Annotated in this window: 12 protein-coding genes; all 12 read right to left on the reverse strand. The window is 36.8% G+C overall.

Annotation, left to right across the window (positions count from 1 at the left end; all coding sequences use genetic code 11):
* Window positions 1-3: 3 nt before the first annotated feature.
* Entirely contained in the window at window positions 4-690 is a 687-nt protein-coding gene (locus ACZ0AH_RS17150) for a conjugal transfer protein TraI (protein WP_065450750.1), read from the reverse strand.
* 28 nt (window positions 691-718) lie between these two features.
* The gene (locus ACZ0AH_RS17155) at window positions 719-3,181 is read right to left on the reverse strand and encodes a TraG family conjugative transposon ATPase (protein WP_463477009.1); all 2,463 of its coding nucleotides are present in this window, start codon (window positions 3,179-3,181) and stop codon (window positions 719-721) included.
* Window positions 3,182-3,220: 39 nt separating this feature from the next.
* The gene (locus ACZ0AH_RS17160; protein WP_463477010.1) at window positions 3,221-3,538 is read right to left on the reverse strand and encodes a DUF4133 domain-containing protein; all 318 of its coding nucleotides are present in this window, start codon (window positions 3,536-3,538) and stop codon (window positions 3,221-3,223) included.
* 10 nt (window positions 3,539-3,548) lie between these two features.
* The gene (locus ACZ0AH_RS17165) at window positions 3,549-9,119 is read right to left on the reverse strand and encodes an Eco57I restriction-modification methylase domain-containing protein (protein WP_463477011.1); all 5,571 of its coding nucleotides are present in this window, start codon (window positions 9,117-9,119) and stop codon (window positions 3,549-3,551) included.
* A 35-nt stretch (window positions 9,120-9,154) separates the two neighbouring features.
* Window positions 9,155-9,523: a DUF1896 family protein gene (locus ACZ0AH_RS17170; protein WP_463478117.1), complete on the reverse strand. Its 369-nt coding sequence runs from the start codon at window positions 9,521-9,523 to the stop codon at window positions 9,155-9,157.
* Between the two features lie 71 nt (window positions 9,524-9,594).
* Window positions 9,595-9,939 carry a DUF4134 domain-containing protein gene (locus ACZ0AH_RS17175; RefSeq protein WP_078227693.1) on the reverse strand — a complete coding sequence of 115 codons (345 nt, stop codon included), beginning with the start codon at window positions 9,937-9,939 and terminating at the stop codon, window positions 9,595-9,597.
* A 137-nt stretch (window positions 9,940-10,076) separates the two neighbouring features.
* Window positions 10,077-10,556, reverse strand: coding sequence for a hypothetical protein (locus tag ACZ0AH_RS17180; RefSeq protein ID WP_463477012.1), 480 nt, complete (start codon window positions 10,554-10,556; stop codon window positions 10,077-10,079).
* A gap of 24 nt (window positions 10,557-10,580) precedes the next feature.
* A complete protein-coding gene (locus ACZ0AH_RS17185) occupies window positions 10,581-10,706 on the reverse strand; it encodes a hypothetical protein (RefSeq protein WP_463477013.1) in 126 nt (41 codons plus the stop codon).
* A gap of 110 nt (window positions 10,707-10,816) precedes the next feature.
* Window positions 10,817-11,365: a hypothetical protein gene (locus ACZ0AH_RS17190; RefSeq protein ID WP_463477014.1), complete on the reverse strand. Its 549-nt coding sequence runs from the start codon at window positions 11,363-11,365 to the stop codon at window positions 10,817-10,819.
* A gap of 30 nt (window positions 11,366-11,395) precedes the next feature.
* Window positions 11,396-12,076 carry a hypothetical protein gene (locus ACZ0AH_RS17195; RefSeq protein ID WP_463477015.1) on the reverse strand — a complete coding sequence of 227 codons (681 nt, stop codon included), beginning with the start codon at window positions 12,074-12,076 and terminating at the stop codon, window positions 11,396-11,398.
* Window positions 12,077-12,187: 111 nt separating this feature from the next.
* The gene (locus ACZ0AH_RS17200) at window positions 12,188-13,048 is read right to left on the reverse strand and encodes a helix-turn-helix domain-containing protein (RefSeq protein WP_463477016.1); all 861 of its coding nucleotides are present in this window, start codon (window positions 13,046-13,048) and stop codon (window positions 12,188-12,190) included.
* Between the two features lie 289 nt (window positions 13,049-13,337).
* Entirely contained in the window at window positions 13,338-14,069 is a 732-nt protein-coding gene (locus ACZ0AH_RS17205; protein WP_463477017.1) for a hypothetical protein, read from the reverse strand.
* Window positions 14,070-14,181: the final 112 nt, after the last annotated feature.

Genomic DNA, 14,181 nt, shown 5'->3' on the forward strand with positions numbered 1-14,181 from the left:
TGTTTACGGAATTCCGTAAAATTGTTTAACGGATTTGACATCATGCTCTGTTTTGGCTCTTTGAAGGCTCAGTAGTATATTCTGTCTGTTGAAGAGCGTCAGGTCATCATAATTAGCATCAATCTGATCTGCAGCAGCATTTATAATCTCCAGTCTTTTGGCATCACTCATCTGTGTGGTAAAAGAATCCAATACAAGGAAAATCTGATCGATGTTTTTCAGGCTTTCATTTAATATTCCGGAATACACACTTTGCATATAATCGAGTTCGCTGGAATTAAAATGAGCATCTTTTTGAAACAGGTTCCATGCTCTTTCGTATTCATCTACCAAACGAACCTGCTTTTCACTGATGTCTTTGATACGCTGGTAATAGGTAATAATGGATTTAACTTTTGCCAGTTCCTCGTAATAATTCTTATAGAGTTCTTTTTGTTTCTCAGTCCAATCGGAAATCTCATCTAACTTTAGTTTGGAGAGGATATTTTCTATTTTTTTCTGCGCATTCTGCAGCCAGATCGTTTTGTTCTGCAGTTTTTGGATCCTTAGGTCAATAGCCTTAATTACCTTTTTGGCAACCGCTTTTACAATTTCTAAAATCGGTATTGCTGCAACCGTTGCCGGTCTTGCCGGTGTGCTGATCAGTAAAAAGCACAACAGGCAAATCATGATTTTCTTCTTTGTTTTCATAATTATTGTTGTTTAGTTTTTATAATTTTTATGCTCTTAAGTCATTAGCAAGTGCTGCAATCCCTTTTCTAATGTCACCATCAAATTTCTTTGCATACGCATGTACTTTTACTTTTTCGGTTTCTTCGGTAGTGTAGGCCAGATATTCTTCAAGAGATACCTCGGTTCGATATACTTTAGACTGCATGCCTCCAAGCGAAATGAATACTTCTTTGTATTTCTTATCAGGATCATTGGCTTTGTTTACAGATAGTACGAGTGCTTTTTCTTTTTCAGTAAGCCCAAGCAGTTCCTGAATTTGTTCGAATTTATTTTGATACTTGCTTTGGTCTAATAGTATCTTGCAGTCACTGTTATTGATGATGGCTTGTTTAACGACTGGAGAAGAAATAATATCTTCTACTTCCTGAGTCACTACAATGGCCTCTCCAAAGAATTTACGCACAGTCTTGAATAAATACCGAATATATTCTGCCATTCCTTCCTTGGCAATAGCTTTCCAGGCTTCTTCAATCAGGATCATTTTACGGACTCCTTTGAGCTTGCGCATCTTACTGATAAATACTTCCATGATAATGATGGTTACCACTGGAAAGAGTATTGGATGGTCTTTGATATTATCGAGTTCAAAAACAATAAAACGTTCTTTTAACAGATCCAGATTTTCGGTGGCGTTGAGCAGGTAATCAAATTCTCCTCCCTTGTAGTAAGGACGCAGTACGTACAGAAAATTGTTTACATCAAAATCCTTTTCCTTTACCTTGTCACCCTCTAATATGGATACAAACTCATTTTTTAGAAATTCATAAAAGCTGTCAAAGCAGGGAAACAAATCAGAATTGCTATCTAACTTTTCATAATACAATTGCAGTGCATTGGACAGTGCAACATATTCACTTCGATTGAATGTTTCATTGTCTTTTTTCCAGAGTGCTAATAACAATGTTTTAATACTTTCTTTTTTTTCGGTATCAAGCGAATCGCCTTCACTGATATAAAAGGGATTAAACCTAATAGGGTTCTTTTCATCGTAGGTAAAGTAATAGCCATTAACCATATCACACAGTCCTTTGTAGCTGTGCCCGACATCAACAAGTACAACATGAGTTCCCTGCTCATAGTAACTTCTAACCATATGATTTGTGAAAAATGATTTACCGCTTCCCGAAGGCCCTAGTATGAATTTGTTTCTATTGGTACAAATCCCCATTTTTACTGGTTCGTCGCTAATGTCTACATGAACCGGTTTTCCAGTCAATCGATCTCCTAATCGAATTCCAGTTGGACTAAGGGAAGAACGATACCCTGTTTCCAGATTTAGGAAGCATGTTGCTTGTTCTGTAAACGTATCGAAGGTGTCATTCATTGGGAAATCTGCGGAATTCCCGGGAATTCCTGCCCAAAATATTTGTGCGCCACCCACTGTTTCCTGTTTAGCAGCTGCATCCATCTGAGCCAATGCTGAAGAAACTTTATTCTTCAGGTCTTTGAGCTCTTCTTTATTATCTGTCCAGATCAGCACATTAAAATGTGCTTTTACAGGCAGTCGCTGCTGGCTGATAGCCTCGTTAAGAAAATCATTTGTAGCATCTCGCGCAATCAGGTTCTCCCTGCTGTAGGCTGATAAGGATTGCAGTCGCAGTCTTTTACTTTCAAGTTTTTGCAGCGTTTTCTGGAAATCCTCTATGAAAATATATTGATTATAAATGTGGTTACAGGAAAGTAATTGCCCCAGAGTCGAAGCAAATCCGATACTGAATTTGGTCTTGTCGGTTGAATATCTATCGTAGTTAATTCGGGAACCACATAATGCCGGTAGATCTGCTGCATCCCCCAAAGTATAAATCTGGCAGTGTTTGTCTCCTACCTGCAGGCCATCATCAAAAGCAATGTCTTTAAAAACAAATGAGTTTTGTTTTTCAGACAAAAAGCAATATTGTTCAATAATTCCAATTTTTCGGCTGTGGCTTCGCAGGTCATCATTACCAAGGCGGGTCAGTTTTACAAAACCACTGTCTTCCAGTATTCGTCTGAATTGACCAGTACTTTCAATAAATTCCTGACGTAATTGTGCTTTTAATGTTTCTTCCGGAACAATGGAAGTTCTCAGTAAATTTGAAAATAAGGAACTTGACGTTTTTCTTCCTGCCGGTTTTTTGGTCAGGAAAATGTAACAGGAATGATCCAGAAAGGGACGTTCGTTAAAAAACCGTTCACTGCTTCGGGTAAGAAAACTCGAATCTTCGCTTGTGAAATCGGGTTCAAACTTGCTGTCTATAAACCAGTCCTGTTTATGGAATACACTAAATTTCGGCAATAACTTTATGGCTTTGAGCCACGCCTGATGAAATGCTTCGTATTCCTGATCTGACAAGGTAAATATCTCGGGTAATTCAGCTTTAAACACTACTGTCACATCTCCTTGTTTGGACAGGATGCAATCGTGCTGCACATCCATAATTGGTAAAATATCATCTATCATCTTTTCCATCATCTTCTTTTTTACCGCTCAGGTAATACTGAGCAAATTCTATTTCTTCATCATAAATATTTTTCTACTTTGGGATTTCACAGCTTTTGGAATCTGTCGTTTCGCTAAAGCTTTCATCATTCCATATTGACCGTATTGATGGCTCATTTTATATATTTTCAAAACCCACAATGCTCCTGAAATACCAATAATTCCGATACAGATTAAAGAGGGTAATCCGGCTATGTACATAATTGCAAACAGTATCATAAGCACAATTACGCCACCACCCAAATACCAGATATACTGCGCTTTTAACCCTTTAAACTCGATGCTCTGGTTAATTCCTTTGTTGATTTGATACACACTGTTTGACATGGTCTTTATTTTAAAATTTCATCCTGCTGCTGCGTCTCATCTCCGAAAAAGAGCGCTCCTGCCATTTATCACTATTGCTTTCTGCCGCTTTGAAACCCTGTGATTCTTTACTGCTTTTTACTGGCAGTTGAATTACGGGAGTTGTATCCGTTAGTTTTGTTTCATTACTGAGACTAGCCTCTTGCGGATTGGCTTCTTTCAATTGGTTCTCCTGAATTTTCAGGGCTATTTCCCTTTCCAGACTAAAGAGGTCGCTTTTCATTTTTTGAAGTTCATCTTCCTGACTAAATACTCTTGTGGTTAATTGTTGTAATTCCGGCAGTTGGTTTTCAATATCATTCAGGGACTTTTGGTATTTTGCCGTGAGATGTTCCACCTTATCAATGGCATTTAGAAAATGACGGGCTGCTAATTTTGGATTGTCCACATTTGGAGTTCCTCCATTGGAAGTATATTTAATACCATCTTCCAAACGTTGTGCATAAAAGCTGTTGGAGTAACGGTACTGGTACAAACCATCATTTTGATAGGCTTCACGTTCTCTTTTTATATAGAGTCCAAAATCATATAATTTCCCAATCTGTTTGGCCTGGTTTTCTTCTTCGGGAGGTTTCCAGTTTTTATAGAGTAGGATAATTTCTTTACCGATACTTTCAGGATCTGCTGTCTTGCAGTCATACAACTCTATAGGATTTGCTTTGGAACCATCAGGCTCATACTTCAGATTGTTTTTGTAAAAACTGTGATCAGCAGTTAGTTTGTCCAGTGTTCTAGAGGTGATTCCTTTTTCCTCCATTAGGTATTCAACCTGATATTTAGTTCTGGAAATTTCCTTGTAATGTGCTTTTTTAAGGCTTTCCATTACCGTTACTTTTTTCTCCAATTTTGATTTTTCCAGTAATGAAGTATCACCTGATAATACTGCGATATATTCTGAAAAGTTCATTCCACTTTGCTCATCCATGGCTCCCTCATCAATAGTCCTCACATTAAGTTCACAGTTTTTCATCTGACTGATAAAAGTCTGTTTGTTCTTCAAAAGGTTGAATTTGTAATTGTCCAGTGACTGCTCTGTGGCATAGATGAAGTTCTTTACTTTATTACCATAATGCTGTTTGGCAACTTCGTTCCCTTGTCTGCTGCCTCGTCCGTTGCGTTGTCCCAGATCTGATGGTCTCCAGGGAATATCAATATGATGCATCGCCACAACACGCTTCTGCACATTAAGGCCAGTGCCTGCTTTTTCTGTACTACCCAAAAGAATACGTATCTCACCTGTATTCATTTTAGAAAATAACTCTGGTTTCTTCTTATCGGTCCAGTCGTGTATATAGGTAATCTCATGAGCTGGGATATTAAAATCCCTTACCAATTTTTCTTTAAGGGCATCATACATATTAAAGTCATCCGGCTTGGGTGTCCCGATATCCGAAAAAACAATCTGAGTGCCTTTATGCTCCATGGAAGCATGGTAAATTTCAGCCACATTTCTGGCGCATGTATTCACTTTATTATTCGGATGATCACCATATCTTTCATTTATCAGCCTCATATCGGCAGCCATTTTTTTAGCGTAATTAGTAGCTATAAGCATCCTGCCTTTATCTTCCTGCGAGGTAAGAGGTGCCCTGCCAATAAGTGTCGCATTACCTGTTTTGGCAAACTGCATGAGCTGGGTAATAAACTCGCTTTGCTCAGGTGTAGGACTGATATTGACAAGCTGTTCCTCAATTTCAGGTTTGTCCAGATCAATATGTTTTGCTGTTTTGTAATCGGTTATCTCATTATAAAACAGTGCCAGTTCCGGAACTTTAATAAAATGGCGAAAACGCTCCTTTGCAATAATCTCATTGGTGACCGAAAATTCAAAATCAGTTGTTTTTCTGGCAAAAACAGCTGCCCACCCGTCAAAGTTTTCAATATGCTGGCGTTCCATTTCTTTAGGCCGCAGGTATTTAAAAAGCAGGTACATTTCTGTCAGACTGTTTGAAATTGGAGTACCGGAAAGAAAGGTTACACAGAGATCCGAATCGAATTTTTCCTGAAGCGTGCGTACCGCAAATAACATATTAAGCGCCTTTTGGCTTCCCTGCATATTTCCAATTCCGGCAACACGGTCATGACGGGTAGTGAAAGTCAGGTTTTTGAATTTGTGTGATTCATCTACAAACAAATGATCAATCCCCATTTCTTTAAAGTTGATGCCACTGTCCTTTTTATCTTCTATATCTTTGAGCAGTGCTTTTAATCTGCCGTCCAGATTATTTTTTCGTATTTCAAGACCTTTTAATATTTTCTTGGAGATATCGCCTCCCAGATCTCTTGCCGTATCAAGGTCCCGTTCTATATTATTCAACTCATTTTGTAAGATCTCTTTTTGTATTTCGGGTGACTGCGGAATTTTACCAAACTGATCGTGGGTTAAGATGATACAGTCCCAATTATTATTTTTAATCTCATGGAAGAGTCTCATTCTTTTTGCCGGAGTAAAATCATTTTCACCAGGTGCCAATATTCTCGCATTGGGATAAGCCTTTTGATAGGTTGCTGCAATTTGATTTACATTGGCATTCAATGCCAGTATTGCAGGTTTATGAATAATCCCTAATCGTTTCATTTCATTGGCAGCGACAATCATAGTTAGTGTCTTTCCAAGCCCAACCTCATGATCGATTAATGCACCACAGTTCTGAATAATACGCCAGGCCGCATTTTTCTGCGAACTGTACAAGTCATCAATTTCAAGTGCTTTTTTATCCAAACCCGGAAAGCTCAGATGACTTCCGTCATACTCGCGTAATACATAACAATTGAACGTATTGTTATAGAGGCTCTCCAGTTCATTTTTATCGCTTATTGGTAATTCCTGCAGCCACTCAATAAAGCCGTTACGGATGTTTTCAATTTTTTGATGAGCAAGCTGTATGGCTTCATTATCGGGCAGTCGGATGGGTTTTCCGCCGGCTCCCTCAACTTCATAGGTAAAAAAGGGAGCCGTATTTTCGAGCGCATGCTCCAATATGGTGTATCCATAAGTTGTTCTGCCACTTTTTGGAGTTACCGAAAATTCTCTGTCTATTTTGGTATTGTGTCCTGCACTTACTTTAAAGGTATCTAGTGATGGGAAATAATTAATTTCAGTTGGCTGGTCAAATAATTTTCCGGCGAAATTCTCATAGTATCGGTTAGGAATCCATCGCTCACCCAGGTTAAAATCGAGTAATTCAAAAGGGATACGCTCTGGCTGAACTTTTTCCAGTGCCTGCAATCCCTTGTAGTATTGCGTGTTTTCAGGGTATAGCTCCACAGCCTGTTTAGCCTGTTGTAACTTTTCTACAACATTGCCGCTTAAATAGAGGTCTGAAGTTTCCCAATTCTGACCTGTAGGATTCAAATAAATATGATGGTTCAGACGTTCTATAACCTCGTTTTGTTCAAGTCCTGTCGAGGCAGTTATAAATCCTAAATCAACAGTTCCTTTTTCATTCAGACTGCGGGCCAGCGCTTCAACAGGATCATCTGTATAATAGCGTTCTTGCTGTTTTACTACAGACTCGATTAAAATATCCGACTTCACATAACGTTCGCCTTCTTTGCGTTCGAGTGAAGAAAGAATGGTGAAACCAAAAGCGAAATCCTGCATGATTAACCTGCGATTCTCAGCACTGTTCAAAATACCATAGTGGGACACAAATTTGGTATACTGCTCATCTAGATTTTTCCGAACCTCTTCACTGCCAGCTTTATTTGATTGCTCTTTCTCAAACAATTCCAGATAATGATCCCGAATAGCAATATAGGAATCATAGAATTTCAGATTGCCTTGTGGTACTAATGGTTGAAAAAAGGCCTGTTTGTGCTGCTCATTGATATCACTGATAATCCCAACGGATTCTCCAACTCTAACCAGAGTGCCTTCTGTATAAAAAGATTTCAATGAAGCAACTTCTTCATAAAGTCTTTTTTCAAGGTTAAAAGCAGGTTCAAGGGTTTTATCCCCTTCATAAGTATACTTGTGATCATAGTATTGAAGGGTATTGGATAAAGCCAATAATTCATGTGGCAGTAATCCGCCATTCATCCAATTGGCTGAAAAGCCATCGATTTCTTTTACATTGGAATATAATTTATACAAATACCGATTGGACTTGTTTTGTTTAGCAGTGATAAGCACAACATTTTCATGTGAGGGATTATCATTTGTGCGTATGGTACTGAGTATTCGTGCTGTTTTTTTATCTACTACAGTTTCATCAAGAGGATTGATGTAATCCATAGCACGATTGATATTCTCTGCAGGCACAGTATCAAACAAGCCAAGCTGGACTGAAATACCGCTTGCTTTACTCTCAGGCATGGGTAAATAAGTGAATTTTTGCCTGATTGCTTCAGCGGGCTGAACTATCTCCGTTTTTTGAGCCTTCTCAAAGCGTTCTGGGTTAAAGTTTTCTTTTAGTCCTTTGGCAATATTTTCTCCAAGGTGATTTCCAATAGAATTAATATCACCGATTTGTCTCACACTTTGATGCGCCTGTCCGTATTGGTTTTTACCGGCTTTTATTTCATTCCCAATGATGAGCTCGGGTCTATTGTGCAGATATTTATTGATACTGTATTTTCCAAATTCATTTCCCCGTTCAACGGTTTGCAGCAGCTCATTTTCATTATCAGACAGGGTTTGTTTATGCTCGTTTTTCTGAACAATAAGCAGATGATTTGGAGCATCAGTATTTCCTGTTTCTTTCATCAGGTTGTCAGGCATAACTGCCACACTCACAAAATCCGCATTTTGAAAAAGGAATTCTCGCACGCTCTGATTGGAAGGACTGTTTAAAAAACCGTCTGTTGTAATATAAGCCATAAGACCGCCATCAGCTAGTTTATCAAGTCCTTTTGCAAAGAAGTAATTGTGAATTTTCCCCGAAATCGCTTTATCGGGATAGGCTTGGTCATAAACAGAAAAATTACCAAAAGGAATATTGCTGACCACAAGATCATAACTGCCGTTATCATTTGTCGGAGCTTCTTCCAGTCCTATTACATGAGTGGTATTTTGGGTTGAAAGTGTACTGTTTAATGCTGAAAGTACCAGTCCGCTTAATTGGTCCTTTTCCACAGCAGTAATTTGTTCCAAACTTGAAAATGCACTGTCTGCTTCGGTTATAAAAATGCCTGATCCTGCTGATGGTTCGTACAACCTTTTAGGGTTAATACCTTGTTTTTCCAAAGCAGTGTACAAAGTGTTAGGTACAATTTCCGGCGTATAAAATGCGGTAAGGACGCTATTACGAAGTGAAGAAACAACTGAATTATACTCTTTTTCAGAATAGTGTTCCTGCAGTATTGTGTGCAGTCGTGTCATTTCAGGATACAGCTTCAGATCTTCTTTAGTTGCGCCGGATTTTGTCCAGTCTTCGGTAGTACCATTTGGATATAATATAGCCTTGATACCTCCAAAGCCAGCGTATGCCTTAAGCGCAGCAACTGCTTCTGCCGATAAAGCATCACTTTGCTGCCATTGCATTGCAATGGTAATCGCATTGATATTGGCACTTAGTTTTTGGGATAGATTGTAAGCCATAATTACTCCTTTTCATACTACATGCTATAAATAGCTCAATTCAAATAGTCAGCAATCTGACCAATAAGGGCATTTCTTAAATTAGGATCTTCTTCATTTTCTTTAGTAAAACCAATGGTTTCAAAAACGGGCCTGCAGTTTTCCATAAGATTCATTACCTCATAGGTCAGGATACCCGATTCCTGAAAAGCAGTATAGGTTTTCTCAAACTCATCCGAAAGAAGGGAGCGGATATATAAAAACCGGGAAGGTTTCAGATCTTCGGTAAGTACATTGAGACAGATTTCTTCGATGATATATTTAGGTGTACCATCAGATAACATATCGTCCAATATGGATTTTACACTACTTATTTTCTCATTGAGATAATCCAATACACTATAATCTTCCTGTAGTGTAAACATCAAATCTGGATTGTTATGGATAATGTAAAACCATAACTTTTCTTTGAGCAGATCTTCCATAACGATTTGTTTTAAATCCCAAAGAAGGATTTGATTACGGTAGCCACTACCACCAGAAAAACACAGCTTCCAAACCAAGCTGCCGCTACTTTTCCAGTATCGGGATCACCTGCGTTCCATTTTTGATATACTTTCACAGCGCCTATTAGTCCTAGTAATGCTCCTACGGCATACATGAGTTCCGTTCCTGCATCAAAGTAACTTCGTACTTGTTGGTTGGCTTCATTGATTCCTGCCAGACCATCCTGGGCATAGGTTTCATAACTGATCACAAAAAGGATTTGTACCAGAAGCATACAGATACTATCTGTTCTTTGCTCAATAAACTTTTTAAAATTCCAGTTCCATTTTTTCATCACTCATTATTTTTAAAGTTTAAAAATTCAGATAAAAAACGGAGGTGTAGCCGCTGTCGCAGTTCCACTTTCCTGTTACATATGCCATACTGCGCCGGGATGGACAGGGGCAATTCCTCCGTTAAATTGTTTTATAGTTATTCCCAAAGGGCTTCTGCTTCCTTCTGTGTTAAAGTAATTGATTCGAGTTTGTCACATTCTGAGACTATTAATTCACTTATCGAAGAATTAAAAGGGGAATTTTTCACTGAAGGAAATTCTCTTAGGAGAAGCTGCAGATAATAGGTAAATTCTTTTTGGACTAATTTTTTCTTTGCTGCATCTGCGATAAAACTTTTTAATCGTGCCACCAAAGTATCAACGTCCTGAAAGGTAGTGTCAAACTCTCCGAAGGAAGTTTGTTCTGAGATTGCTTCAGGTGATTCCTGATAATTTAATTCGGATTGAGAATCCTCGTAACTTGGATTTTCAAATCCACGGAATTGAAGTTTCCGCTTTCCTGATATGACTTCTTTGATATCATCAAAATAAAATCGAAATCCAACAAATAAATACCAGCTTGCCAATAGCAGAATAACTACAACCATGTAATTACCCCATGAAATGTTTGTAAACATACCTCATCATTTTATCGTTCTACATTAGTTCTCACAATCGCGGTAAATGGATAATTCCAAACCAGGTTCTTCATCATTACAAGGCAAAGAAACGATAGAGATAACACTGCCACAAGTACAACTTTTTGTTGTACCCCAGTTGTACCCCATTGAACCCCCAGTAAAATCAAGAATAAAAAATGCAAAAAAAATAAAAACCTCCCCAGTGGGGAGGCCAAATTGATGATGAAATAAATTATTTTTGAATCGTTGATCCTATTCTAATAAGATAAAAATTCAAATTCTGACTTTTTATCCACGAGCTTCCAGCCATCATCTGTTCGTATAAAATAGACTTCATGATTTAGTGTATCTTTTAATCCGTTTTTAATGGCAGCAGCAAAAACATTCTTTCTTCGAATCGTAGTGTATTCTACAATTGCCTTATTACCAGAACTCATCATCCTTATTTCTTTGATTGCTCCAAATTCTTCATCAGCTACTTTTACTCGCTGTATTTTACTTATTTTATCATCTGCTGGTGTATGTAGTAAATACGGTTTTGCTGCAGGAGTAAAACTCACAAACGAAGTTGTATCACCAAATTTCTTGCTTTGAAGTACTTTTACAAATCCTTTTTCTACGAGTCCGGATTTAAAAATGGTGTAAGCATGCGTCGGATCACCGCAAAAAATGTCATGGTGTACAATAGCAGGGTAATGATTTTTTTCCAGAATAAGGTTTGTAGCCAGTTTCTCATCCAGCTTTTTAGGCTGGCAGCCTATGATTATCAGAATCAAGGTCGCTAAAATGTAGGATAGCTTTTTCATGTTTTTAAATTTTAAATTAGTAGTATTTGATTAATATTCCTTGATCTGTTTGATCATGCGTTCCAATGTTTCAATTGCTATTTGCTTATCCCTTTCTTCAAAAACATAAGCCTTGCTCCTCATGGCATTGTATGAAAGATCTGCTTTGTTTGGAGTGGATAAAAAAGGAACGATTGTTTTAAATAAATGATTCATTGATTTTGAAATAAGAATTTTTAATTCATCGGATGCCCTTAATATTAAGGCTGTTTGATCGGTTGAAAGTTTACATAAAACTTTACCAGAAAAGCCATTCATTACTATAGGACTAGTTGTCTTGCTTTCAACAATTTGAAAAGGGGCCGTTAAATAGTTTGCAAATCTTGATTCTATAAAAATTATTAATTCATTCAAACAGGATATTAAAGTAGTTGTCACTTCTTTTAGACTATCTCTGTGTAAATCATTACTATTATTTATTTCTGTGATTTTATCTAAAAGAAATAGTAATGTGGAATAATAATTTCCAACTAAAATTTTTATCTGTTTCTCCTTAGTAAGCGAAAAAACCTGTATAGTAAACTGTGACTGAATAAAAAATGTTTGTTCATTCGCTTTTTCAATAATCTCTCTTGATTGAATTGGAGAAATCAGAGTAAGGTCCGTTTTGTTGGGATTAAGGGTTGAAGTCACCGTTAAGTCCATCCATTCTAAAAGATAGGTTTGAGTCATTTCTTTTACTTTTATTTAGTAAATATTTCTCCCGACTTGCAATCGACAGTACTCTAAATCAATGCTTATAGAACATTCTTAACCCGGTCAAAACATGTGTTGTTAATATATTTAATTAGAATTTAATCGTAAACGGTATTCAGAAGGAGACAGGGAAGTATGCTTCTTAAAAAAAGTACTGAAAAAAGAAGTATTGGCAAATTTCAGTTCTTCTGAAATATACAAAATGGTTAAATCATTATTTTGAAGCAAGATTTTGGCCTCCAGAATGATTGCATTTTCTATGCATTGTTTCGCTGTGATCTCCGTAACCTGTTTGACAGTTTTAGTAAGATGCCCTGCAGTAACATTTAGGATATTGGCATAGAATTTCACACTGTGTTCTTTTCTGCAGTGTAGTTCCACTAACCTAAAAAAATGGATAACTATTTTTTCATTTCCAGTATGTTTGACATTATCGTACCAGGATGATCGATAGTATGTTCCTGCCAGTTCATAAAGAAAAAGATTAAAACTCAAAAGCAATGTTTCCTTTTTCAGGATATTCTTATTTGAACTTCTGACCTTACTATTGATTAATTTAAGTAAATCTACAAGTAATCCAATTTCTTTATTTTTGAGAAAAATCTTGGAAGTATTTTTTGCAATAAAAAATTCAAAATATCCTATGTGCGGCCATCTTATACTATTAGCAAAAGCAAACTCCGAAGAGAATGAAAGCTGGCATATTTGCAATTGATTACTCATTATTAAAACTTCACAAATAGACTTTTTTGGAATGACGATTAGTTCATTGATAAATAAATGAATCTTTTTACTGTTGATCAACAGGCATACTGCTCCTGAATTTATAATCAAAACTGTAAATCGATTCAATATAATTGATTCTTTAAAAGCAATTCTGGAGGAAAATGTTTCAAAAATGTAGACTTGCAAGCCTGATGGGTTATATTTTGATTTTAGAGATGCCAAAATAAGCGTTTTAAAATGTTTAATTTTGCTAGAAAGTATTACTTATCAAATAATCTGGTCATCAATGAAACGCAAACGAAAAATAAATTTGATATGCCGTTTACAAAAAATAGATATGCCAATTTTCTGGGAGAATCAGTTTTTATCCCGCCATCGGTTAAATAGCCTATTATTTCATCATAGGATAATAGATCTATGATGAAATAAAGGCTCACAATATTGAAAAGAATCAAAAACACGCAATACACATATTGCAATTGTTTTTCAATCGACTCAGTTATATACATAACTATTCTGTTTGGAGATTTTGAATTATGAGTCCTGTCACTATTGATTTATTAATCGCAGTCGAAGAATTTGCTACTGCGCCTTGTACCGCTCCAGCACGATTTCCAACAGAAGTTTCCCAATCCTTATCTTTACGTTCTTTAGCATAATACGATGAATATCTTGCTATAGAGGAAGTAGTGAGAATAATCCTCTTATCCTCATTGCTAAATTGTGTGTTAGATATAACGGAGGTCTCGAATGAGATTATGGATTGATGAATGATAGCATATTCATCAGTTTCCCATAACAGTATGGAATCCATAAAGTTGGAAAGAGAAATTTTAGCGGCATTTGTCATTGAGGAATTTGCAATCGCCTGCTCTAATTTTATTTGAGGATCATCAACAGTTTCTTGAATTTCCTGAAAGTTGCAGGGAAGACTTGTTGCCATATTTAATAGATCGTTATTCAGAACCGAGATAGAATCTACTTTTTGGCTGATTTGAGCAATCGTATTGAATGTATAATTTCCAGACAAGTAAACATCAAGGATGTCATTATGTATTTTACCTGCTATGTCATATTCATTAGCCGGATTTTCAGGACTTAGTGTCTGAAGTAGCTTTGCCGTTTTTTTAGATTTATTTTCAAGAAGACCATCATCTAAAATTTTGGCATTATCAATACTCTCACTGGTACAAGAAACAAGTAGTGATGCTAATACAACTAGCAATAATAAAAGATTTTTCATGATTAAAAGTGTTAAATGTAAAGACTGTTTTTTTTCAGTCAGTTCATTTCACCCGGGTTAGCAGAACTTTAATCCGGCACGATGCCAAATGTTTTTGCTATTGAATTCAAGA

The sequence above is a fragment of the Flavobacterium sp. AC105 genome (genome assembly GCF_979258495.1).